The 24,974-nt window shown below is 42.9% G+C and carries 20 protein-coding genes; 10 read left to right on the top strand and 10 right to left on the bottom strand.

The window, feature by feature from the left end:
• Positions 1 to 69 precede the first annotated feature (69 nt).
• Genes nuoI through AC1MCB_RS14895 form a run of 6 tightly spaced genes read left to right on the top strand, consistent with a single transcriptional unit; the run spans position 70 to position 6,361 of the window.
• Positions 70 to 585, top strand: a complete 516-nt coding sequence (gene nuoI, locus AC1MCB_RS14870; protein ID WP_479965494.1) for an NADH-quinone oxidoreductase subunit NuoI — start codon at positions 70 to 72, stop codon at positions 583 to 585.
• An 18-nt stretch (positions 586 to 603) separates the two neighbouring features.
• Positions 604 to 1,137 carry an NADH-quinone oxidoreductase subunit J gene (gene nuoJ / locus AC1MCB_RS14875; protein ID WP_479965495.1) on the top strand — a complete coding sequence of 178 codons (534 nt, stop codon included), beginning with the start codon at positions 604 to 606 and terminating at the stop codon, positions 1,135 to 1,137.
• A complete protein-coding gene (gene nuoK / locus AC1MCB_RS14880) occupies positions 1,134 to 1,442 on the top strand; it encodes an NADH-quinone oxidoreductase subunit NuoK (RefSeq protein ID WP_479965496.1) in 309 nt (102 codons plus the stop codon). The genes nuoJ and nuoK overlap by 4 nt, the downstream gene beginning before the upstream one ends.
• 50 nt (positions 1,443 to 1,492) lie before the next feature.
• A complete protein-coding gene (nuoL, locus tag AC1MCB_RS14885) occupies positions 1,493 to 3,382 on the top strand; it encodes an NADH-quinone oxidoreductase subunit L (RefSeq protein ID WP_479965497.1) in 1,890 nt (629 codons plus the stop codon).
• Positions 3,379 to 4,935 (top strand): NADH-quinone oxidoreductase subunit M, encoded by a 1,557-nt coding sequence (gene nuoM, locus AC1MCB_RS14890; protein ID WP_479965498.1) that lies wholly within the window; start codon positions 3,379 to 3,381, stop codon positions 4,933 to 4,935. The genes nuoL and nuoM overlap by 4 nt, the downstream gene beginning before the upstream one ends.
• The gene (locus AC1MCB_RS14895; RefSeq protein ID WP_479965499.1) at positions 4,922 to 6,361 is read left to right on the top strand and encodes an NADH-quinone oxidoreductase subunit N; all 1,440 of its coding nucleotides are present in this window, start codon (positions 4,922 to 4,924) and stop codon (positions 6,359 to 6,361) included. Before nuoM ends, AC1MCB_RS14895 begins: the two co-directional genes overlap by 14 nt.
• A 315-nt stretch (positions 6,362 to 6,676) precedes the next feature.
• Here the strand turns inward: AC1MCB_RS14895 and AC1MCB_RS14900 are convergent, their stop codons facing one another.
• Positions 6,677 to 7,195: a hypothetical protein gene (locus AC1MCB_RS14900; protein WP_479965500.1), complete on the bottom strand. Its 519-nt coding sequence runs from the start codon at positions 7,193 to 7,195 to the stop codon at positions 6,677 to 6,679.
• A 344-nt stretch (positions 7,196 to 7,539) separates the two neighbouring features.
• Between AC1MCB_RS14900 and AC1MCB_RS14905 the strand changes: the two genes are divergently transcribed.
• Genes AC1MCB_RS14905 through AC1MCB_RS14915 form a run of 3 tightly spaced genes read left to right on the top strand, consistent with a single transcriptional unit; the run spans position 7,540 to position 10,586 of the window.
• Entirely contained in the window at positions 7,540 to 8,277 is a 738-nt protein-coding gene (locus AC1MCB_RS14905; RefSeq protein WP_479965501.1) for a LytR/AlgR family response regulator transcription factor, read from the top strand.
• A gap of 10 nt (positions 8,278 to 8,287) precedes the next feature.
• The gene (locus tag AC1MCB_RS14910; RefSeq protein WP_479965502.1) at positions 8,288 to 9,436 is read left to right on the top strand and encodes a histidine kinase; all 1,149 of its coding nucleotides are present in this window, start codon (positions 8,288 to 8,290) and stop codon (positions 9,434 to 9,436) included.
• Entirely contained in the window at positions 9,423 to 10,586 is a 1,164-nt protein-coding gene (locus tag AC1MCB_RS14915; protein WP_479965503.1) for a sensor histidine kinase, read from the top strand. The genes AC1MCB_RS14910 and AC1MCB_RS14915 overlap by 14 nt, the downstream gene beginning before the upstream one ends.
• A gap of 154 nt (positions 10,587 to 10,740) precedes the next feature.
• Here AC1MCB_RS14915 and AC1MCB_RS14920 read toward each other — a convergent pair whose 3' ends face one another.
• The 5 genes from AC1MCB_RS14920 to AC1MCB_RS14940 all read right to left on the bottom strand — a co-directional run bounded on the left by AC1MCB_RS14920 (position 10,741) and on the right by AC1MCB_RS14940 (position 19,590).
• A complete protein-coding gene (locus AC1MCB_RS14920) occupies positions 10,741 to 13,269 on the bottom strand; it encodes a ligase-associated DNA damage response DEXH box helicase (RefSeq protein ID WP_479965504.1) in 2,529 nt (842 codons plus the stop codon).
• Positions 13,270 to 13,455: 186 nt separating this feature from the next.
• On the bottom strand, positions 13,456 to 15,069 hold the full coding sequence (locus tag AC1MCB_RS14925; RefSeq protein WP_479965505.1) for an ATP-dependent DNA ligase: 1,614 nt from the start codon (positions 15,067 to 15,069) through the stop codon (positions 13,456 to 13,458).
• Positions 15,066 to 16,256, bottom strand: a complete 1,191-nt coding sequence (locus AC1MCB_RS14930; RefSeq protein WP_479965506.1) for a ligase-associated DNA damage response exonuclease — start codon at positions 16,254 to 16,256, stop codon at positions 15,066 to 15,068. The genes AC1MCB_RS14925 and AC1MCB_RS14930 overlap by 4 nt, the downstream gene beginning before the upstream one ends.
• Positions 16,257 to 16,320: 64 nt before the next feature.
• Positions 16,321 to 18,438, bottom strand: a complete 2,118-nt coding sequence (locus AC1MCB_RS14935; protein WP_479965507.1) for a carboxy terminal-processing peptidase — start codon at positions 18,436 to 18,438, stop codon at positions 16,321 to 16,323.
• Between the two features lie 471 nt (positions 18,439 to 18,909).
• Positions 18,910 to 19,590 carry a YiaD family glycine zipper/OmpA-like lipoprotein gene (locus AC1MCB_RS14940; protein ID WP_479965508.1) on the bottom strand — a complete coding sequence of 227 codons (681 nt, stop codon included), beginning with the start codon at positions 19,588 to 19,590 and terminating at the stop codon, positions 18,910 to 18,912.
• Positions 19,591 to 19,680: 90 nt separating this feature from the next.
• On the opposite strand from AC1MCB_RS14940, the gene AC1MCB_RS14945 reads away from it, so the two are divergent.
• Complete coding sequence (locus AC1MCB_RS14945) at positions 19,681 to 20,505, top strand: Rossmann-fold NAD(P)-binding domain-containing protein (protein WP_479965509.1); 825 nt, start codon at positions 19,681 to 19,683, stop codon at positions 20,503 to 20,505.
• A gap of 181 nt (positions 20,506 to 20,686) precedes the next feature.
• Here AC1MCB_RS14945 and AC1MCB_RS14950 read toward each other — a convergent pair whose 3' ends face one another.
• Genes AC1MCB_RS14950 through AC1MCB_RS14965 form a run of 4 tightly spaced genes read right to left on the bottom strand, consistent with a single transcriptional unit; the run spans position 20,687 to position 24,973 of the window.
• Positions 20,687 to 21,454: an SDR family oxidoreductase gene (locus AC1MCB_RS14950; RefSeq protein WP_479965510.1), complete on the bottom strand. Its 768-nt coding sequence runs from the start codon at positions 21,452 to 21,454 to the stop codon at positions 20,687 to 20,689.
• 19 nt (positions 21,455 to 21,473) lie between these two features.
• Positions 21,474 to 22,175, bottom strand: a complete 702-nt coding sequence (locus AC1MCB_RS14955) for an ABC transporter ATP-binding protein (RefSeq protein ID WP_479965511.1) — start codon at positions 22,173 to 22,175, stop codon at positions 21,474 to 21,476.
• 2 nt (positions 22,176 to 22,177) lie between these two features.
• The gene (locus AC1MCB_RS14960) at positions 22,178 to 23,656 is read right to left on the bottom strand and encodes a DUF5687 family protein (protein ID WP_479965512.1); all 1,479 of its coding nucleotides are present in this window, start codon (positions 23,654 to 23,656) and stop codon (positions 22,178 to 22,180) included.
• A 36-nt stretch (positions 23,657 to 23,692) separates the two neighbouring features.
• Positions 23,693 to 24,973: a replication-associated recombination protein A gene (locus tag AC1MCB_RS14965; protein WP_479965513.1), complete on the bottom strand. Its 1,281-nt coding sequence runs from the start codon at positions 24,971 to 24,973 to the stop codon at positions 23,693 to 23,695.
• Between the last annotated feature and the right edge of the window lies 1 nt (position 24,974).

Here is a 24,974-nt window from a genome sequence, read left to right on the forward strand (position 1 = left end):
AATCAAAGACTAAAAATTAAGGCTAGGATTATAGAGCAAAGACAAGGTATCAATGTAAACCAGAAAGAGATGTTTAGTTTATTAAGAACTATGGGACTTACGTTTATGCATATGTTTCATAAACGGGAAACGATCCAGTATCCGGAGGAAAAGGTTCGTTTACGCCCACGTTACCGGGGAAGAATCGTATTAACCCGTGATCCGGACATGGGTGAGCGCTGCGTTGGCTGTTACTTGTGTGCTGCTGCCTGCCCGGTCGACTGTATAGCTTTACAAGCGACTGAAGACGAAAATGGCCGGCGCTATCCCGCATTTTTCCGGATAAACTTCTCCCGCTGCATTTTTTGCGGTTATTGCGAGGAAGCCTGTCCGACATATGCTATCCAGTTGATACCCGATTTTGAAATGGCCGAATACAGCCGCCAGAACCTGGTATACGAAAAAGAAGACTTGTTAATTAACAGCCAGGGTAAATACCCCGGATATAATTATTACAAAGTTGCCGGTCTCGCTGCGGGAGTAAAGGGGAAGGGAGAAGGTGATAATGAAGAGCCGCCGGTTGATGTACATAGTTTGTTGCCATGAAATATTAATACCGCGCCTATGACTATTGCATTCTACATCACCGCTTTCATCGCTATTCTTTCTACCCTGCTGGTGATCACCCGCTATAACCCCGTGCACGCGCTGCTATACCTGGTGGTTTCGTTGCTATCACTGGCGATGATCTTCTATTTATTGGGCGCAGCTTTCGCCGCCCTACTGGAAGTGATCATCTATGCCGGTGCAATTATGGTGTTGTTCATTTTTGTGATCATGTTGTTGAACCTGGGTAAGGAAACGGCGGAGCAGGAGCAGAAATGGCTGAAACCTAAAGTTTGGCTGGGCCCTGCGGCCTTGTCACTGGTGCTTTTACTTGAGTTGTGTTTTCTGCTCACCACGCAGGATTTCGATGTTTATAGTACTGAGCAGGCTGTAGAACCAAAAGTGGTCGCGATTGCTCTATTTCAACCTTACCTGATCGGAGTAGAACTGGCAGCTATGCTGCTGATGGCTGGAGTGGTTGGGGCGGCTCATATTGGGCAGCATAAAAAAGTGGTACTGCATAGATTTTTACAAGAAAAAGAACCTGTATGAATGCTATATCGATTAATATGGTCATGATCCTGGCGGCGATACTATTCATGCTCGGTATCGCAGGAGTCATCATACGGAAGAACATCATCTTCATGTTGCTTTCTGTAGAAATAATGCTGAATGCTTCAGGGCTCGCATTCATAGCCGCAGGTGCTAAATGGGGACAGCCTGATGGACAGATCATGTTTATATTCATACTGGCTATGGCAGCAGCGGAGGTTTCCGTTGGTTTAGCATTAATACTACAGGTTTATCATCAGCATCAATCACTGGATATAGACAGACTTAAGGAAATGAACGGGTAATAAAACAACGAGTAATCCATCCGGCAAATGCATTGAACAATGTGAAAAACATGGAAGATCTACTTTGGCTTATTCCAGCATTACCGCTTGCAGGAGCACTGCTCCTCATACTTGCGGGTAATCGAATGTCAAAAGGCGCCGTTGCTTTTGCGGGGGCTGGTAGCGTCTGCCTTTCTGCAATAGTAACGCTTGTAATTGGCTACAACTTCCTTTCAAGCCCTCCCCAGACAGGGATAATATCACAGACAATTTGGACCTGGTTTGAAGTGGGTAATTTTAAACCAACTATCTCTTTATACATCGATGCGCTCTCGCTGGTATTCATCTTTGTAATCACCGTCATTGGGGCGTTGATACATATCTATTCTGCAGGTTTCATGGCTGCTGATAGAGACTACTCGCGGTTCTTCGCTTGCATGAACCTTTTCGTTTTCTCTATGCTGATGCTCGTTCTTGCAGAGAACTTATTGCTGCTATACCTGGGATGGGAAGGCGTGGGTTTATGCAGCTACCTGCTTATTGGCTTTTGGTATGAAAGCCACGCAAATGGCTATGCAGCCCGCAAAGCTTTCATCATAACCCGTATCGGAGATACCGCCATGGCCATCGGACTGTTTTTGCTTTTTTACCAGTTCGGCACATTGGCCATTCCAGATATCTTGAGTAATGCCCCCGAATCATGGAGTACCGGTTCTTCAGGTGTTACCATTGTCGCGTTACTACTACTAGCAGGAGGCCTGGGAAAGTCAGCCCAGTTACCCTTGCAAACATGGCTGCCCGATGCAATGGCCGGGCCTTCGCCGGTGAGTGCGCTGATACATGCGGCAACCATGGTCACCGCCGGAGTTTACCTGATCGCCAGGATGCATGTACTTTTTGAACTTTCCCCGGTAGCCCAAACCACCGTTGCTGTGATCGGGGCTGCCACCTTATTCATTGCGGGCTTCAGTGCTCTGACACAGTACGACATTAAACGGGTCCTGGCTTACTCAACTATCAGCCAAATCGGTTATATGTTCCTGGCATTGGGTGTTGGAGCATATAGTGCGGCCATCTTTCACTTTGTGATCCATGCTTTTTTTAAGGCCTTACTATTCCTTGCGGCTGGAGCAGTGATTGAAGCCCTGCATCACGAACATAATATGTTTAAAATGGGCGGACTGAAAGATAAACTGCCTGTCATATTCTGGACCTTTCTCATTGGTTCTGCATCCCTGGCTGCACTGCCACTCGTTAGTGCAGGATTTTATAGCAAAGACCAGATACTATGGTACGCATGGGCAGCAGAGGACGGAAATGTATGGTTGTGGCTGCTGGCACTTCTGGGTGCCTTCATAACCGCAGCATATACCACCAGAATGATGATCCTGACTTTTTGGGGAGAAAGTAAAACTGCGATCAGCCATACGCCCGGAAATTTAATGACGATCCCCTTAGTCGTCCTTGCTTTTTTCGCCCTCTTCGGCGGCTTTATTGAACTTCCCCATAACTTCGGGCACCTCACTCTTTTTTCCGATTTGTTGCAGCCTGTACTGCCGGCCACTGCATTAGGAACTACCGAAAGTCCTGAATGGGTATTTCAGCTTATCGCTGCGCTTGCAACCCTCTCTGGAATTGCTATTGCCTACTTTTTTTATCATCGCCAACCCGCGCGGCTTGCTGGCTTAAAAACAAATCGCACGTTCAACAACCTTTTTAGATTCTGGCATTCAGGGTGGAGATTTGACAAAGCATATGATCTTCTGCTCGTAAGGCCCGTAGTCTACATATCCCGGATAAACAAGCATGATATTATAGATAATTTATATAGTGGAATCACATCTGTTTCCTCAACTTTTTACCGCTGGCTTTCCCTAACACAATCTGGCTCTTTAAGATGGTACGTGATGGGTTTGATAGTAGGCGCAATACTTATTTTAACCATTCAAATAATGCTATGATCCTGGTCTGGCTAATCGCTATTCTAATGGGCGGAGGACTTGTTTCCCTGATGCTCGGACAATGGAATAAAACCTTGCCCCGGTGGATCAGTCTGTTCACGCTGTTAGCCGGCTTCCTCGGACTGGTCTCCTTATGGATCGAACAATATAACTCTGCTAACACCTGGCTTGTTGACTTCAAAGAAGAATGGATTCCTTCCTTTGGAATCACCTTTCACTTGGCAATTGATGGGCTCAGCTTGATATTGCTCACCCTGACATTCTTTATCGGAATACTTGCCGTACTTTGTTCATGGAGTGATATCAAAGAACGCGTTGGCTTTTATCACTTTAATTTGCTCTGGATACTTGCGGGAATCTCAGGAGTGTTCATGGCGATGGATCTTTTCCTCTTCTACTTCTTTTGGGAAGTCATGCTCATCCCCATGTATTTCCTGATAGGCATTTGGGGAAGTGAAAACCGGGTGTATGCAGCATATAAATTCTTTATTTTCACGCAGGCCAGTGGCTTGCTGATGTTCCTGGCTATACTTGGCTTGTTTTTTATCCACGGGCGCAATACTGGTGTATACACCTACAACTACTTTGAACTTCTCGGCACAGTCATGCCGGAAAGAATCGCCAACTGGCTGATGCTTGGCTTCCTAATAGCTTTCGTAGTTAAGCTCCCCCTCGTTCCTTTTCACTCCTGGCTACCAGATGCACATAGTGAGGCCCCAACTGCAGGAAGTTTGATACTGGCAGCCCTCCTTCTTAAAACTGGAGCATATGGTATCATCCGGTTTGCGCTTCCTTTATTCCCCCAGGCCGCAGCTACGTTTGCACCCTGGCTTATGCTTCTCGGGGTAATTGGAATTATCTATGGCGCCATACTCGCTTTCTCGCAAAGCGACCTCAAACGTTTGGTTGCTTATACCAGCGTCAGCCACATGGGCTTTGTGGTACTCGGAATTTTCGCGTTCAATGAGCTGGCGTTACAGGGTGTTGTTCTGCAACTAGTAACTCACGCCATCAGCACCGGGGCATTGTTCATTATTGCAGGAATTTTAAAAGAACGACTTCATACCAGGAATATTAACTCCATGGGCGGACTCTGGAGCCAAATGCCAAATCTGGGTTTTATGGGAATGTTGTTTGCCATGGCTTCATTAGGATTACCCGGACTTGGAAACTTTATAGCCGAATTCCTGGTGTTGTTGGGTGCATTTAAAGTAAATGTCTGGCTCACTGTCTTTGCTACACTCGGCCTGATCTTCTCCGCCATCTATTCTTTGCGCATCATGCAGAAAGTATTCTTTGGACCGGTAGAACAAGCACAGCCAACAAATGATCTCAATCTTAGAGAACTATCAGTTCTTTCGGTGCTTACGGTTTCAATTATCTGGCTGGGTATATATCCTCAACCTTTGATAAACACCGCTAAACTAACAATTAACAGCTTAGAACAGATTTTTGTCCCTGAGAGCAAAACGGAAACATCGCAGAGGATATTAATACCTGCAAAATCTTTAAAACAGACTGGAAAAAGAAAGGAGATCTATGTCAGCGAATGATTTTTACGCACTGAACCCTTTTCTTATTCTTGCCGGATCGTCTGTGCTTATTATGTTGCTGATAGCAGTCAAGCTAAGTCATCGTGTGATCCAGTTAAGCAGTCTTTTGCTGTTCGTCCTCGCTTTTTATTCCTTGATATACAGTTCACATATTCTTCCTTATACCATACATCCCTTGTTAGTTTTTGATGGATTTTCCGCTTTTATTATGGGCCTGATCATTTTCTCAAGCCTGATTGTAAATATTCTATCCTATGTTTATTTTGATGAGAAAGAAGAAAGCCCAAAGGAATATTACGTGTTGCTCTTTCTATGCACGTTAGGATCCTGTGTACTTGCGGTGAGCAATCATTTCGTTTCATTATTCCTTGGCCTTGAAATTTTAACAGTGGGATTATATGCCCTGATAGCATATTTACGAGGCCGCCACTATAGCATTGAAGCCGGAGTTAAATATCTGGTGCTTGCTGCCTTCTCGTCTGCTTTTCTCCTGTTCGGGATGGCCCTAATCTACCTCGAAAGTGGCACCATGAACTTTACTGAAATTGGAAAAGTTCTGCAAAATCATGATACTATTCCTTCCGTTTTCATAACCGGTTTAGGTATGATACTCGTCGGGGTTGGTTTCAAGCTAGCTATAGTGCCTTTTCATATGTGGACGGCCGACATTTACCAGGGAGCACCTGCTCCGGTAACTGCTTTTATCGCTACAGCATCTAAGGGTGGCATGTTCGCAGTTCTATTTAGATTCTTCAACTCCATTGAAGGATTTGATTTCCCCGAGATCATGACTATCATGACTGTAATTGCTATCGCGTCCATGATCATTGGCAATCTGTTAGCCCTAAGGCAAAAAAATGTGAAGCGAATACTTGCTTATTCTTCTATCGCCCACTTCGGCTATTTACTGGTCGCATTTATTCCCGGCAGTGCAATGAGTCTGGAAGCAATTAGTTTTTACTTGCTGGCTTATTTCCTCACTACACTAACTGCTTTTGGAATAGTAACGATCTTATCGGTAACCGCTTCTGATGCTGAAGAAATTGATAATTATAAAGCGCTCTTTTGGCAACACCCGGTGCTGGCTTGTATTTTTACCGGCGCTCTCCTCTCTCTAGCCGGAATCCCGCTTACTGTTGGATTCATCGGCAAGTTTTATGTTCTCGCAGCCGGTCTGCAGGGCGGATTATGGCTAAGCGCAATTGTGCTTGTCCTGAGCAGCGTGTTCGGCCTTTATTACTATTTGCGGATCATTACCATGATGTTTTCGGGGAAAGCGAGTACAGAAATGGTGGAGAAGAAGGCTCATCCCGGATTCTATATAGCCAGTAGTATAGCCTTGTCGCTGATCACATTTTACATTTTATGGCTTGGCTTATATCCGTCGGGAATGATGGAGTTTATGACGCTCCTGCTGAGAAAATAGGGTGCATTTGAGCGAGCAGATGAAAAACCGATCAAGGGACGTTGTTTTTTTAGTGCTTTCCCTTAACCGGCATTTCATTTGAAAGTCAGATACATAAAGCGTAATCCATTCGGCACACCTGAGTTTTCAGAGTTACATTGGTTTGGTCTGGTTCGTAACATGTTCGTGTCAGGCCGTCAAATTGACGGCCTGACACGAACATGAGCAAAAGGAGAGCAGACCAAAGGGTATTTTTTGTTGGTCAATATCCCGTGCGGGGTAACCCGTACAACGCAGTTTCGAGTCCGGGCAACAAAATGCCTCAACAGGCGATCATCATTGTTTCGCGGTTGCATTGATTTCAGCAGTGGAAACGTTTTTTGATCGTTTTACTTCGTTTAATATATTGTCTTCTATCCGGCTAAGTACCATATAATCCTTATTCTCTAGATTCACAATCCAAACATCTCTTCTGTCTTGCTTTATATTAAAAACCCTGGCAACTCTGAAATCTTCATATCTTGACTTTACCAAATTGCGGGTGGGTCTCGGAAGGTTTTTCTCATAACCATAGGTTATGTGATAAATTGGGCTGCCATTTTTTCTGTACAGTACGTTGTGCTCCTGATCATCCTGGATGAATTTGACCAGGTAATTTTTGTTAGCTTCATACCAACGCATTTCACTGGCGTTTTTGAAAGATCTTGCAAACGCCTTGCGAACTTTTTCGCTTACGTTAGTACCTGTTGCAGTAATAGTTACCACAGGTAACATTTCGTCTTTTGTTTGTTGAGCGGATAAATCGTTTACTGAAAACAGACATCCGGCAATCAATAGATTAATTAATGCTTTCATGACTTTGCGGTTTAATTGTTCAATTATTTGGCCCCCTTCTTTCATCTCTTAAGGAAGTTTAGGCTAAGGTAAATGAAGACCAAACCGGCAAATTCTTTATTAGCCTGAATGCTTCTAAGTATGGCTACATACCCCTAATGGTAGGACTAATGCCGTTCGTCGACAAAAAAGGCAATTCGTTTGCGATAACCTGTAAAACGGCTATTAACTGGCTAAAAATAGATTTTTTACAAATGCGATATGTAAATTTATACTGAGGTTCTATCTGTCGTAACTGCTCACTTCTCAAACCAGCCAGATCCCACAATCGCAGATGGCGTTACCTCTCTGGAAACCTTCATACCATGCCTGGGAGTCAAAAAATAAGGTGCCTTATTGTAGACGACGAACCGCCGGCCATTGACGTATTGGTAAATTATATCCAGGCGGTGGATGATCTGGAACTTAGCGCAACCTGCTCGAACGCCGTAGAAGCTTTAAGCATGCTCAAGCACACCGCTGTAGATCTACTGTTTCTCGATATACAAATGCCGCAATTGCTGGGAACAGACTTTGTCAGAACTTTAAAGAATCCGCCTAAAGTGATCTTTACAACTGCTTATAGAAAATTTGCAGTAGAGGGATTTGAACTGGATGCTGTCGACTACCTATTAAAACCAATTTCTTTTGAACGATTTCTGAAAGCGGTAAATAAAATTCTTCAAACATCTGTTCAAATATCGTCTTCGGGTTCTACTCAGTTCGATAGTCAAAATAACCAACCTGAAAACTTTATTTATTTCCGTACCGACCGAAAAATGGTAAAGGTGTATTTGGATGATATTCTTTATGTGGAAAGTCTTAAAGATTACATAAAGGTTTACACGACCACCAAACAGATTATTACCAAGCAAGCCATTTCGGCCCTTGAAGACATGCTTCCGTCATCTCAGTTTCTTCGGATTCACCGCTCTTACCTGGTGGGCTTAAATAAAATTGATTCATTCACAGCTGATGACATTCAAATCGGCGAAAAAGAATTACCTATTGGTCGAATGTATCATCATGAAGTACTAAAAGCTTTAAAAACTACGGCAAAATAAAAGATCAGGAATGACTGCCTATGAATTCATATTCTCCAACAAAACCGTCCATCGGGTCACACGGCACCTGGTGTTTTGGAGTGTTTACAGCGTTTATTTCTGGCTGCAGAGTATCGCCGCGTCAGACTTTAAAGATCTCAGGGAATTTGAACCGTATAGAAATGCATTGGTCAATTTACTTTGCTTTTTACCTTCCTGTATTCTGTCAGTTTATCTGTTCATTTATGTTTTTCTGCCTGCCCTTCTCAAGAAGAAAAGGTATCTCTTCTATGGAGTAATTCTCCTTTTACTCTATGGTCTGGAATTATATATCAATCGATTTTTTGGAGAACTCTTCCTTGATTATGTTACCTATTATGAGGTAACAAAACTTCCATTTACCGCATGGGATTTGAGTATAACAAATACGTTATGGGCATACACCATTGCCGTACTTGCTGTGGGCATAAAATTAGCCAAAAGCAGGTACCATCAGGGAAAAGAAAACCTCGAATTAACCAGAAAAAAGTTAAATGCTGAGTTGACTTTTCAAAAAGCCCGAATTCATCCTGCTTTTCTTTCAGAAACTTTAGATAACATTTACCAGCAAATTTTAAATAAGCCACAGTATGCCCCTGATATGGTGTTACAGTTGTCTGAAATTTTAAGTTACACTCTTTACGAGGGAGATTCGGAGCTGGTGCCATTAGAAAAGGAATTGACAGTAGTCGAGGATTTTATTTCTCTTAGTAAGGCCAAACAAAACTCCTTAGAGATTCGGCTTTTTACCGAAGGCGATATCCAGAATAAGTATGTCGTTCCAATGCTAATCTTGACATTCGTACAGGACACTCGCAAACTGTTAAATCGAAATAATTGCAGGGCTTGCCGGGTAATTTTTCACATGCCAACACAGAGTTCGCAGTTAGTGGTAAAATTAGATCTCTATTCGACAGATAAGCAGACTTCCATTACCTCAGACTGGCACAAGATTGTTCAGGATGTTCTTAACAAATTGAATACCTCTTTCTTTTCAGGTGAATTTGTATTACAAGCTCGTAAAGAAGTAGAATCAACCGGCCTTAGGATTGCCTTCCCTTTATTTAAGAGCAATAAAATAATAAAAAATAACATTCCAGCACCCGATAACAAACAGGCTATAAGTTATGAAGCTGAATGATTTTATATTTTCAAATAAAGCTCCAGCAAAATACCTAAGGCATATTGCTTTTTGGCTGGCCTGGTATCTGTTTCCGGTTATATGGGATTTGCTGGTATATGGTGTTATTCGCGGAGAAATTACAACCGAAAAGTTACTTCTCGGTCTAGCCTATCGATCCTTAGACCTTGTTCAAAATGTAGTGTACTGTTATTCCATTGTTTATTATTTGGTACCCGAGTATCTCAATAAGCAAAAACCTCTTCAATTCATCAGCCTAACGCTTACTCTCACTCTACTTACCTTTTCCTTTTTCCTATACCGTTTATGGTATATCCAGAATTTCCGTTCCTTCTATGGAGCAACCAGCGATCCTCAACTGTCACTTTTCATTTTAAATTCTGCCCGGTCATTTATTACCGATGGCTCTGTTGTTGTGCTTGGATTCTTTTTAACCATCAATACACTCAAAGGCTATTATCAGAAATTAGAAGAAAAGGCAAGCCTTATTCAGGAAACCAGCAATGCCGAGCTCCATTTGTTAAAAGCCCAGGTTCATCCTCACTTTTTGTTCAACACGCTTAATAATATTTACTCCTTTACCTTAAATAATCCCAAAATAGCTGCCGGTCTGGTGTTGAAACTTTCTCATACAATCAAATACATGACCTATGATTGTGAAGCGGAACTCGTTCCGCTGAAAAAAGAAATTGAAATGATTAACGACTACATCGGCTTAGAAAAAGTACGCTATGGTCAACGGCTGGACCTAAAAGTTAATATAACGGGCGACTCTGAAAACAAGCTTGTCTCCCCTTTATTATTAATTCCTTTTGTTGAAAACAGTTTCAAGCATGGCAGCAGTAAAATGCTGGAACGTCCATGGATTAGAATTCACATAAACATTGAGGATGACTTTCTTGATTTCCGTATCAGCAACAGTAAACCTGATAATATTCAATCTTCAAATGGGCTCAACGGGATAGGCTTAACAAACGTCAGAAAAAGATTGCAGTTGCTATATCCCCATGAGCATCAGCTTAAAATAGAATCCGAAGATCACTCATATCTGGTTGAATTAAGAGTGCCCTTGCACGTTCACCAATTTGCGGAAACAGTTAAGGGAAAAACTGAAACACCGGCTGAGACAGAAATTTATGAAACTCAATGATTTTATATCCTCCCATAGAAAAACCCACCGTGTATGCAACCACCTTGGTGTCAAAACCTGAATTGACTTCTTTTTTTAAAAGCCTGAAGCCTTTTACCGGGAAAGCGAAAGCCTTTTAGAATTTTATTCAACTTGGCAGAGACTCCCAGTTCCGTTATTTAAGCAGTGACGATTTCTGATACTTCATACTCATCTTTGCCACCCTGTCTTCGAGTGACTCAGTAATCAGTTTCTCTCTGCTTAATCCATCAACCAAAATAGGGAAAGCAAAAGGTGTTGGCTGATCGCTTTCGCAGATCACCACCTTTAGTTTTTGAATGCGCTGTAAAGCAGCCCGCAGCCGGAATTCCTCAAGCTGAAACTGAAGTGCTTCGTGATATGCTTGCCGCACCAGGACATTATCACTTTCATATTCACTAAAAACCTCAAACAATAAAGATGTAGAAGCCTGGAGATGCCTGTTCTTCATTGCTTTTCCGGGGAAACCCGTAAACACCAAGCCTGCAATATGGGCAATGTCTCTGAAGCGTCGGCGGGCCATCTCTGTGGCGTTTAAGCTTTGTTGAATATCATCGAGTAAATTATCTATAGAGAATAGATCATTTTCCAGGGCTTTCTCCAGCATGACCTCATCTTCAGTCAGGAGTTCGAAGCCATAATCATTCATAGCAATAGAGAAATTTGCCTTTTTGATTTTCGAGATCCGGTAAGCAAAGATAGAGGCCATGCCTTCGTGCACTAATCTTCCCTCAAAAGGATAAAAGAATAAATGATGACCATCTCGCGAAGTATATTTCTCAATCAGAAACTCGGACTTACGGGGAATATGTGAAAGTTGGGCCTGCAAATCGAATAATGGCTTCAAGGCGACTATCTCCACGTCAGTTTGCTTTCCCTGGGCCACTTCATCCAGCTTTGTCCTGAACGTTGCTGAGAGCTGTGATGAAAGCGGAATTCGGCCACCCATCCAACTGGGGACCATCCCTTTCTTTTTCGCTGACTTACGAACAAAGGCTGTCATATCCTTGATCTTCACTAACTCCAGGCTGCGCCCGGCAAAGTAGAAATTATCCCCAATTTTCAATTTGCTTATAAACGACTCTTCGATTGAACCCAGGTTTCCGCCTGTCAAAAATTTTACCCGCATACTTACATCCCCTACGATAGTCCCCATGCTGAGCCGGTGTCGCATGGCCACCCGCCGGTTATTCACCTTGTATACGCCATTCTCAACTTCAACTTTCAGAAACTCATCATAAGCCGACAGGGTTTTTCCGCCCTGCGTTATGAATTCGAGTATCTGTTGAAAATCCCGCCTTTCCAGATCGGCGAATGCGTAAGTAGTTTTTAGTTCTTTGAAGATCACCTCCGGAAGAAAGCCATCAGATACAGCCAATGTAACCAGGTACTGCATCAACACATCCATGGCCAAAACAATCGGATCGCGGCTCTCAAAGATGCCGTCGGTAATTGCCTGCTTTAACGCGGCACCCTCTAACAGTTCCAAAGAGTGTGTCGGTACAAACCATGCTTTAGAGGTAGCCCCGGGATGGTGACCACTCCGGCCCGCGCGTTGCATAAAACGGGCAACGCCTTTAGGACTTCCAATCTGGATTACTGTATCAACCGGCCTGAAATCCACTCCCAGATCCAGGCTGGAAGTACAGACCACGATCTTGAGCATCTCCTGGTGTAAAGCCTCCTCAACCCAATTACGCAATTCGTTATCCAGCGATCCGTGATGCATGGCAATAATCCCGGCATATTCCGGATACTTATCCAGGATACCCTGGTACCATATCTCGGTTTGCGAACGTGTGTTTGTGAAGATGAGCGTGGTTTTACTCTGTTCCACAATGTCAATCACCTGTGGCAATAGCTTAATTCCTAAATGCCCGGCCCAGGAGAAATTTTCAATGTTTTCCGGTATAACCGATTCAATAATGATCTTTTTGCCAATGTTCGCCCTAACAAGTTTTATCTGATCTTTCGAAAAATCATTACCCAGTAGCACTTCAGCAGCCTGCTCCAGATTTCCAATCGTTGCAGAGATTCCCCAAATTCTAAGAGTCCCACCGCGGGGGTGCGTGGTTACTTCTGAGGGTGCTGCTCCCTCTCCTTTGGAGAGGGCTGGGGTGAGGCTCTTTACTCTCGACACGCCCAGCTCTAGCTGCACGCCTCGCTTGGTGCCGAGCAACTCATGCCATTCATCAATAACAATGGCGTGAAGGTTCTCAAAAAGCTTGGGGTAATCTTTAGTGGCCAGCATGATGTGCAGACTCTCCGGCGTCGTCAGCAGAACTTCCGGCTGTCGTCTTTTTAACTCTGCTTTTTCCTTAGCGGTGGTATCGCCGGTACGTGTGGCAACTTTCCAGGGCAAACCAAGATCATCAACTACCGTCTGCATAGCTTTACGGATATCGTTGGTTAAGGCACGCAGGGGAGTGATCCACAGCAGCTGAAGTCCGTTGTTTTTCCGTATTTGGTAATCATCAGGATGCTCATTGATATAAGCAGCTATGAATGGCAGAAACATGGCAAAGGTTTTCCCGCTTCCGGTAGGAGCATTTAGTAACCCCGAATAACCCTTCAAAAAGGCTTCTTCCATCTCCTTTTGAAAGGGGAATTGTTCCCAGTTCCTTGTATTAAACCATTCAGAAATTATCTGCTGACCTTTAGTCATTTATCAAATTCATTAATCGGTGTAAGCCATTAAGCTATGCTGCTCATGTAGAATAACTAAAGAGTCAAAGCTTTTTTTGTATATAGAATGGCAAAATTATTAACTTCCAAGCTATGTTCTTCAGTTCTAAACAGTTCGGCTTTAGCTCTCCATTACTAGTATGCCCATCCACGTCTGACTGATTACTCACTGAAGAAATTCCTTTAGGGTTTCAATAGTATCTGCATCTTCGATTTTTTTGTCTTGTCGCCACCTTAATATTCTTGGGAAACGTAAAGCCACTCCTGACTTATGTCGGGTTGACTTATTGATTCCTTCGAAGCCAATCTCAAAAACCAGTTCTGGCTTTACGGTGCGTACCGGGCCAAACTTCTCAAGCGTATTGCGTTTCACAAAATAATCAACCTGGTTGATTTCTTTATCGGTTAAGCCGGAGTATGCCTTGGCAAATGGGACAAGCTTGTCCTGATCCCAAACGGCAAAGGTGTAATCGGTATATAGATCTGCCCTGCGTCCATGACCCTTCTGTGCATAGATCATCACCGCATCAATTGATAAAGGATCTACTTTCCATTTCCACCAGTCACCTCGTTTACGACCAACAAGGTATGGCGAGTCAAGCTTTTTAAGCATGAAACCTTCTGCATGTTCATCTCGTGACCGCAGCCGCATTTCATACAGTTCTTCCCATGAGTTAAAATCTACAACAGGCGACAATCTGAAAACCTGTTTGTAGCTGCTCTTTTGATGCAGTTCTTCTAAAATTGCACGTCTTTCCATCAAAGGTAATTCCCGGATATCATTTCCCTCATGTTCCAGGCAGTCGTAAGCTATAAACGCCATCGGGCTTTCTTCGAGGATCTTTTTGGTGAGATTTTTACGGCCTATTCTTGTTTGCAGTACATTGAAGGGCATCGGGCAGTTGTCGCTAAAGCAGATTGCTTCTCCGTCCAGAACAGTTCCATTCGGGAGTTCTAACAAAAATGGGTGGAGCTCCGGAAATTTATCTGTCGAAAGATCCTCACCCCTGCTCCAGACAAAGATCTCGCCGTCCCGTTGTATTGCCTGAGCACGGATCCCATCCCACTTCCACTCGGCCTGCCAGTTAGCAGTGTCGCCAAGAACTTGGCTGACCTCGTCTGCGCTTTTCGCCTGATCGGAGGTTTCCTGTATGGCATAGGCCAGGTAAAAAGGATAGGGCCTTGAAATATCTTCAGAGCCATCTTCTTCCTGCATTAGATGCGAGTAATTGAAAGATGCAGGATCCCAGTTACCCATGATCCGGTGCGTGAGCACCTGAGGCTTATGTCCCGAGATCTCTGAAAGCGCTTTGATGATGAGGCTTTGGGAAACACCTACGCGGAAGCTGCCTGTTAAGATCTTGTTGAAGACGAATCGCTCCTGCTGATCCATAGAACTCCAGGATGATAAAAGCCATTCCTTTTTCTGATCTTCAGTAAAGGTGTTCAGAGAATTAATTTCCGCAATCCACTCTGATAAAGATTTATTTTGTGTCTGTTCAGATTTGGGTAAGAGAAGTGCTATCGTTTCGCCAAGATCGCCGACTACGTGATAACTTTCATCAAATAACCATGCGGGTATATTGGCCATCTCCATAGCCCAGGTTTTTACCAGTGTGGCATTTATCTGCCGCTTAGGTTTTCGGCCGGTAAATAAGGCAAGCGTTTGAATTTTATCTTCATCGGGAACTTGTGAAAAGTATTCTTTCAGAACCCGAACCTTTTCATTGGTTTTATTAGTCTCATCCAGTGAACTAAACAGTTGCGCAAATGACCTCATAATGCTCCTCCTGCCTTTTTTGCCTTTTTCAAAGCCAGTGACTTTTCAGCATCAGATAATTGACGTTTAACGGGTTGCATAGAAGGGGGTTGGCTTTCTTCAATCGGAATTTCCGTTGCAGTTGGATCTTCTGTTTGATCAATCACCTCACCTTGCTCATTGACCAGCTTAACCGGATCATGATCAAGTTCATCAACTTCGTCGCCGCCGTACAGGGTATGGGCTTCGTGAGCATCATAGCCTATCTCCGCGAGGTATCTCGAAAATGTTGCTGTATAACCGTGAGTTAAGTAAACGGTATCGCATTCAGTCGCTTTTATTGCCTGGATCAAGCCATCCCAGTCGGCATGATCTGATAATACAAATCCACGATCAGCGGCTCTTCTACGTTTGGCGCCCCGCAACGCCATCCAGCCAGAACAATAACCAAAGCTATACGGGTAGAATTTTCGCATCCAGGGAGTGCCCATCGAGGACGGTGGACAAAGAATCAAACCTTTGCGCATATCGTCACGGTTAGTTTCTTGAGTTACCCGGATTGTATCATTTAATAAAACACCATTTCTCCGGAGAGCTTCGTTAGTATTCTCAATAACCCCATGGGTGTAGACGTTGCCGATTGAGAGATCGAGCCCCTGCAGAATGCGCTGCGCTTTGCCTAGTGAGTAGCCGACCAGCACAGTTGTTTTGCCTTCATCTACATTCTGCCGCCACCAATTATTAATGCCATTGAATATTTCCGCTTGTGACCTCCATTTATAAACCGGCATTCCAAAGGTACATTCGGAAATAAAGGAATGACATTTGACGGGTTCGAAAGGCTGGCAAACTCCATCGTCTTCTAATTTATAATCGCCTGAGACAACCCAAACCTCTCCCTTACATTCGACCCGGATCTGAGCGGAACCAATTACATGGCCGGCAGGATGGAAAGATATTTGAACGCCATTTTTGGTAATGGTGTCTCCATACTCAACTGTTTCGAGATTGATATCACCCAAGCGGTACTTTAAAACCTCTCGGGAAAGAGTATGGGCAAGATAGTTTTGGTGTCCCCATTTGGCATGGTCGGAATGGGCATGGGTGATAACAGCATACTTAACAGGGCGCCAGGGATCAATATAAAAATTTCCGGCTGCACAGAAGATACCGCGATCATTAAATTCTAGGAGTGGTTTGGCTGACATATTAGGAGAACCTGATTTCAGCTATTTGGTTTAAAACAAAAAACCCGGCCAAGCCGGGTTTAGTTTATTTTTTTAGCTCTATAAAATTGGCCATTATGTTGAGGGTTTCATCTCTCATGAAGTCGATATCATCCTTCGGACGTACTTCACCTTTCTTCAAAGGCGGCAGACCATGTGCTTTCCGGCTTGCGTTTTCACGGGCAAGGTTAGCGGCTTCCTGTTCGTCTCTCTCTTTTTTCAGCTGCATTTCATTCAATGTTACGGAAGTCTCCGCATCACGTTTTTTAAATTGTTCGATATCGTATTTTAAGTTTTTGAATTCAACAGAGTTCACCATACGTTTTTCGTGCATAGCAATGAGCTGGCGTTTTACCGGTGCCAGGTCATTAACCGGCACATAGCTACTAGGCTTAATGGTATCCCATGGCAACGCGGTAGGCTCAGAACTTTCTCCATACTTATCGGCAGGGAAAATCATCGGAAACTGAATATCAGGAATTACTCCCTTATGCTGTGTACTGCTCCCATTAATGCGATAGAATTTTGCCATTGTTAAATTAATCTGACCAAATTCCGGCGCTTCTGAACTTGTTGGTCCGGCACCTTTTAAATCTTTTTCTTTAGCGGATGCCATCAATTTGATCTTCTCGGCGGTACCAATCACTCTTGACATATCTATACCCTGCTGAACGGTACCCTTGCCGTAGGTTTGGGTTCCAATTACTACACCGCGACCGTAATCCTGTATAGCGCCAGCAAATATCTCAGATGCGGAGGCACTAAAACGATCTACAATTACTCCCAGGGGACCAGCCCATGCAATAGTAGGATCTTTGTCCTCGTCGATATCAATCCGGTTACGTGCATCACGAACCTGAACTACAGGTCCTGTTTTAATGAATAAGCCAGTCAAGCTGATTGCCTCGGGCAAGGACCCGCCGCCATTACTGCGAAGGTCTATTACCACCGCATCCACATTTTGTTGTTTTAAGGTATCAAGTAAACGGTTTACATCACGGGTAGTGCTCTTATAATTACGGTCACCAGCCTGCATTGCTTTAAAATCGGCATAAAAAGCTGGTATGTCAATGATTCCGACTTTATAGGTTTTACCGTTTGAAGTGACTGTCTTGATCGTCTTTTTAGCTGACTGCTCTTCTAAAATTACTTTATCACGAACTAACTGAACTATCTTAGGTGTGGCGGATAGCTCCTGTCCAGCAGGGATCACTTTCAGCCGCACGATTGTTCCTTTCGGACCTTTGATCTTTGTAACCGTTACATCAATCCTCCAGCCTACTACATCTACAAATTCACCGTCTTTTCCCTGGGCGACAGCAATTATCCGGTCATTAACGTTCAGTGTCTTAGCTTTAAATGCAGGTCCGCCTGGTATTATCTCGGCAACCTTAACCACTTCATTCTCTAATTGTAAGCGGGCGCCAATTCCTTCAAAAGTTCGGGCGAGATCTTCATTAAACTCCTGAGCTTTATTAGGAACGAAATAGTTGGTATGCGGATCAACTGTTTCGGTAAAAGCATTCATTATCGTTTGAAAAACATCCTGGTTGTTGAATTTAGCAGATTGAGAAATAAGACTTTTATATCTTTCTGTAAGGGTTTTCTTGTTCTTTTCCGGATCAGCCGAACTAATCTTAAGATTCAACAACTCATATTTTACTCTCTTTGACCACAGGTCATCCGCCTCTTCTGCGGTTGCAAACCAGGGTGCATCTTCACGGTCATAGTTATACTTTTCGTTGGAAGTAAAGCTGTAATTTTTATCAATTTGCGCTAACGCAAAGTTTACCCTGTCTGTATAGCGCTTCTGATAAACGTTAAAAATATAAAAAGGGGCGCTTAGATCACCCTCACGAAGATCGTCGTCCAAGGTGGTACGAAATTTCTCAAAGTCCTTAACGTCACTCTGTAAAAAGTAACTTCTCCCGGGATCAAGAGCCTTTAAATACTTATCGAACACCACCGATGAAAAATTATCATCAACCTTCACTTTTTTATAATGGAAGTTTTCTAAAAGGGTAACTAATTCTTTAGCTACGACCGCCTGCCGGGCGTCAGGCTGCAAATTTGCGGAACCTTCCACGTTGGCTTTGACGCGCGGATCCGCCTGACAGGCAAGCGCTGCAAATAAGAATAGAGCCAGATATATTTTTTTGAACATTTCTTTTACTGATTTTAAATCCATTGTAATATGGTTATCTAAATTGATACCAGAATGTTATAAATAAACAAATAAGAGATTGATTATGTGCAGTGCTCTTGTAACAAGTTTATAGTTAATATTTACCAATCAATAAGCACTTAACAAGAATACGTAATTTGCTACGCCTCTATACAGCTAAATTAAGGGGTTGACAATTAAATAAACGAAACTTCTGGATGAATATCACGAAGTGAAGTCAGGTTTGAATTAAAATTTACGGTTAAATTATAAACGACCAGCCAGAAATTGCTGACATAATAAGGGTTCTCCCTTTACAAAAACCTGCCGAACTGTCGGCAGGTATCTGAGGAGCCAAAAAAAAAAGGATCCCCCGATTCCGCTCTAAGCAAGTGGCCCGAAATTTTTCCAACAAAAAAAGATCACCTGGTTGAAGGTGATCCTTTTAATAGTGATAAGGTTTTAACCCGTTTAATTTGCTGCTGTTTTCGCTTCAGCTTTTAACTTATCATTTGCAACAATAACAACTTCAACCCGACGGTTTAAAGCTTTTCCAGATTCAGTACTGTTATCAGCAATTGGCTCAGTTTCACCACGACCTTCAGTTGTTAAACGTGAAGCGTTAATTCCATTAGCCAGGGCGTAAGCTTTAACAGCCTCAGCACGACGATCTGAAAGACGTAAATTATATGCATCTGCTCCGGTTGCATCCGTGTGGCCAATAATTAAAATGTTTGTCTCTGGATTATTTTTCAGACTTGTAGCCAGGTTTTCAATATTTGATTTGGCATTTGATTTCAAGGCTGCTTTATCGAAATCGAATAAAATACCTGAATCAAATTTTACAATAATTCCTTCGCCTTCGCGAATTACTTCTGCATTAGGAACAGTTTGCTCAATTTCCGCAGCTTGTTTATCCATACGGCGACCGATATAAGCACCTGCTGTACCACCAATGGCACCGCCTATAATCGCGCCTACTGCAGTATTACCCGCCTTTTTGCCAATGATAGCACCAATAGTACCACCCGCTGCTGCTCCGATTCCGGCGCCTTTCTGAGTTTTAGTCAATGAATTACATCCTGCTAATAATAACGTTGAGGTAGCAACGGCTAGAGATAATGCAGCTATTTTGTTTTTTAGTGTTTTCATGTTTTTTTCCCTTTTTCTAGAATTGTTTTATTCAATGTTAATGCCAAATTTAAAAACAATTACAAAGGCTGTACTTTTATAAAAAACAAAATGAACAAAAGGCCAACAATTAGTGTTATCGGATGCGGATGGCTTGGATTGCCTCTGGCTGAAGCGCTGGTAATCAATAACTATGATGTTAAGGGATCCACAACCTCATTTGAACGGCTCCAAATATTAGGAAACATAGGTATTGACCCCTATTTAGTACATTTCCCTGACGCGAATCTGGATGTGCTTAAAGAGATGTTAGACTCCGATGTACTAATTGTTAATATCCCGCCACGGAGTAAAGCTCCGGAAGGAGCAGCAAGCTATCAGAGTATGGCCAATCTGATTACTGGCAACGCTGCTAAACAACGAGTAAAGAAGATCATCCTGGTTAGCTCTACTTCAGTTTATAGAGACACAAACACAGCAATTACTGAGAGTTCCATAACCGAATCAGACTCTCCTACCGCCGAGCTATTGTTGAAAGTAGAAAAACAGTTTTTAGCTCTGCAGGATAAACAAATTTGTGTACTACGGCCTGCTGGGTTAGTCGGACCAGCGAGGCATCCGGGAACGTTCTTTAAAAACAGAGCAAGTATTCCGAACGGTCTAGCACCAGTAAATCTCATACATCGGGATGATGTAATTGGCATTCTGCTTTCTTTAATCGGTAAGTCGGAGGCGAAGGGGATATATAATGCTTGCAGTCTGATACATCCGGCTAAACATGAATTTTACACGAAGGCGGCTGAAGTTTTGGGTAATCCGGCACCCGGGTTTATCTTAGAAGAGGGATACTATAAGATCGTCTCAAGTAACCGGATTATTGAAGAACTGAATTATTCTTATAAATACCCCAATCTGATGATTTGGCTGGACGAATAGATTTGATCTTTAGCAGCCGATAAATCAGGAGTCATATCTCTAAAAAATTGAAATGAAATCCTTATGATTGCGAATACCCATTCAACTTCTCTTAAAGACTGGATTTATACTCGCTCACCCAGCTTCTCTCGAATTAACTGAATTATTTTCCCTGGTTTTTAGTTTACAAGGTGGGAGTCCTTCACCCATCCACTGGTAAATTAATACCATTTATGTAACCTGCAGCAGGGCTTGCCAGAAAGGCGATGGCTGCCGCAACTTCTTCAGCTTCACCAATTCGGCGCGCCGGGATTCCTTCGATCATTTGTTGTTTTACTTGTTCAAAGGTTAGGGATTCCTTTTCTACACGAGAATTGATCAGGGATTCAAGCCTTCCGGTCATAGTAAATCCAGGCAATACATTATTAACCGTTATTCCAAAAGGTGCCAGTTCCACTGATATTGTTTTCGCCCAGCTGGCAACTGCGCCGCGAATCGTATTGGAAACGCCTAGTCCCGCTAACGGCGTTTTGACGGAAGTAGAAATTATGTTAATTATGCGACCAAAGCCCTCTCTCTTCATAGCCGGACTTACAGCCTGTGCCAGTATCTGATTACAGATCAGGTGGCTGTTAAATGCTCTTATAAATTCCTCAGGATCAGCCTCGATGGCCAGACCGCCCGGAGGGCCGCCCGTGTTGTTTACCAAAATATCAATGGAATGATCTTTTAGATATTCATCCAGAACAAGCTTTAGCTGATCCGGATAGCTGAAATCAACAACCAGATAATGATGTGATTCAGTATCATCGGCCGGAAGATGCTCAATGACTTCTTTCAGTCTTTCCTCATTACGTGCAACCAAAGTAATACTGGCGCCCATAAGGGCCAGTTCCATTGCTGCAGCTCTGCCTATACCCTGGCTGCTGCCGCATACCAAAGCTCTTTTTCCTGTAAGATCTAAATTCATATTCTGATATAAAAAGGTTTTACTGTAGAACGGAAAAGTACTCTTCCAGTTCTTCTAATGTATTTTGATTGGTTTCCATATCCTTAATGATCTTACCTTTCTCCATTAACAAGATTCTTTGGCATACATCGGTCACATGATTCAGATCATGACTGGAAATAATGGTTGTAATATGTTTTGCCTGATTGATCTCTCTCACCATATTCTTCAGTCTGATCTGGGTGCTTGGGTCAATATTGGCAAAGGGTTCATCAAGCATCAATACCTCGGGATTTTGAATCATACTGGCTACCACTCCCACCTTACTTTGGTTACCCTTAGAGAGGTCCCGAATATATTTCCCCCTGTTTAATATTTCACCGTTGAAGAAATCTGTAAACTTTATTAACTCCCAATCTACTTCTGCTTTGCTCAGGTCATGCAGACTCCCGATGAAATGAAAATACTCCTCGGGCGTCAGGTAGTCAATCAGAAAGCCTTCATCAAGATAAGCGGCTGTGTAGTTTTTCCAACTGTCCGTATGCGCTACGTTATTCTCTTTTGAAATAACTTCACCTGAATCTGCACGGATCAAATCAAGCATCATTCGAAAAAGAGTGGTCTTTCCGGCACCGTTATTTCCAACTAGTCCGATGGTCTCACCTTTATGAATGCTCAATTGGGGAACGTTTACAACTGTAACCCCATTATATATTTTCTTTAAGCTTTGTATCTCAATCATGTTTATTCGTTTCTAAAACCTTCAGCAATGGTATAACGCTTTTCATTAAATATTTTTACCAACCTACCCAGCCAATATTGCCTGGTAATGATAAAGGTTAAACCTGTCACTCCTAATATTGTCAATCCTGCTTCCGGGTACCCAAGCCACTGTAATGGATAAAAGATAACAAACGGACTGATCAGCAATGGAAGAGATAATATCCATTGACTGGCACCGGCTCCTTCCCAATTAAATGATGCACTTTTAGACAAGTCAATTCGCTTGTAATTTCGGTTAGCAAAATATAAAACTAATAACGTGTTAACGCCTAAGTTCCAGCAATACATAATGAAATGGATGAGTATGATCTTCCATCCAAAATATACATAAGGAATGGTCAGAATTAAATTAACAGTGGAAAAGATAGTGAACAGCAAGAATTTTGATTTAAAAAAATCTTCAACACTAATCTTATTCGACAACAAACCGTCGAAATGACTGCTTTGCCAGCCAAACATAAACTGTCCGTAATTAATAATAAAAACTCCGGTCATAAACATTCCGCAAAAGATGGCAGAACCATATCCGGTGCCCATCGATGGATTATTATAAAATATCAGTCCATAGAACAGGAAGAAAAAGCTCATCATGATTGCAGACTTAGGCCTTTTATTTCTAAAGATCAATTTCAATTCATTACCCACCAGTTCTCCCGGCCTACCGAAATGATTCAGGAAGGGTATATCGGTACTGGACTTATTTGTTGCCGTGGCCGAATGCAGCTCATCCAGGTAAAGGTTGCTTTTCAGGAAATAGTAATTGATCAGATACATAGTTACCCCACCAAGTACTGGTATAAAAGCCAAGACTGGTTGCGTTATTATTCCTCTAAAAATGAATAAAGATATTGTTGAGAATGAAATAATATGCAGGTAAAAATCAAAGAAAATGAGCACCCCTATAACCGCCAGGAACCCCAGCATCCACCAGGGGTTCAGGTTTATTTTGCGTTTAAGCCACAGACTAAAAAAGTGGTTGAAAATTGTTAGTCCTGCAATAGAAACAAGCAATCCCCAGAAAACAGCTGACCCTTCCTGCGGTAAAACGACTTTTATCAGGAATGGAAGCGTTAAAACAAAGGGGGCGAAGTTAAAACCTGATGTCAGGGATATTAGGGAGAGATAGTTGATTATCTGACTTCGTTTTATGTCGAGACTAAGATATGGCTTGACGCTAAGGGTTGGAAGTTCCTGCATCTGGAACCTCATTAAGATATCGATTAGAAAATAATAAAGCAAACAGCTGGCAAAGGCTGTGATGAGGTCGAGATCCGGAAAAACGCTGGTAAGTAATTTATCAAGGAAAAAAGAGATTAAAACGAGGTTGGCAAAGAGGTAAAGTATTATAACGGCCATCACAATTCGGATTGTGATACTTTTCCCCGAATTCTTAGAACGCCAAAACGCTTTCCATTGGTGCTGAATAAGAGTTATTGTCATGCTCGAATGTAAGCAAAATCACTTATATCCGCTGTATCAGTACTTGTATCTGCCCTTCCACAAGGATCTTAGTCGCTCTCTTAACTTTTCTTCTGCTGCATTGCTCCCTGGATTATAAAGAAGTGAGCCGCTGAGTTTTTCCGGGAAGAACTCCTGGTCGGAAAAATTACCCTCGTAACTATGAGAATATTGGTACTCCTTGCCGTATCCTATGTTTTTCATCAACTTGGTAGGGGCATTGCGTAAATGCAAGGGCACAGACTGATCACCAGTCTGCTTAACCAGATCCTCCGCTTTACTGATGGCCTCGTAACTTGCGTTGCTCTTCGGAGATGATGCCAGGTATGTTACCGTTTGGGATAAAATGATCCTCGATTCGGGCCACCCGATGACATTAACAGCCTGGAAGCAGTTGTTAGCGAGAAGCAAGGCGTTTGGGTTGGCGTTGCCAACATCTTCGGATGCTAGTATCAACAAACGGCGCGCGATAAATGAGGGATCTTCTCCTCCGGCTATCATCCTTGCCAGCCAATAAACGGCTGCATTCGGGTCGCTTCCACGAATAGATTTGATGAATGCGGAGATAATATCATAATGCTGTTCACCCGCCTTATCGTAGAGAGCCATGTTCTGCTGAACATTTTTCAGAACGGTCTCATTATCTATAGCAATCTCTGGTTTGTTAACGGCATTGATCACCAATTCCAAGACATTCAGCAACTTACGAGCATCTCCGCCAGACAAGCGCAAAAGTGCTTCATGTTCTTTAATGTCAACCTTCTTTTTTTGAAGATACTTATCTTCCTGCAACGCTTTTTTAAGTAGTAACAGCAGGTCCTCTTCTTCAAGATTCTTTAAAATATAAACCTGACATCGCGATAGCAAAGCGGAAATTACTTCAAACGAAGGATTCTCGGTAGTGGCACCAATTAAAGTAACCAGTCCGCGCTCTACGGCACCTAATAGTGAGTCCTGCTGAGATTTTGAAAAGCGGTGAATTTCATCGATAAATAGGATGGGCAAATTCTCATTCTGTTCCTTCAACTTCGCCGCTTTGTCAATTACTTCCCGAATATCCTTAACACCTGAGTTGATGGCGCTGAGACTGAAAAAAGGACGGGTCAGTTGATTGGCAATAATAAAAGCAAGAGTGGTTTTACCCACCCCCGGAGGACCCCACAAAATAAGAGAGGGTAAGTTTCCGCTTTCAATCGCTTTGCGCAGTATCGCATCCGCGCCTACCAAATGCTGCTGCCCAACATAGTCATCAAGACTTGCCGGGCGCATACGTTCTGCCAAAGGAGGGATGGTGGCCATA

The sequence above is a fragment of the Daejeonella sp. AP26 genome (assembly GCF_056680515.1).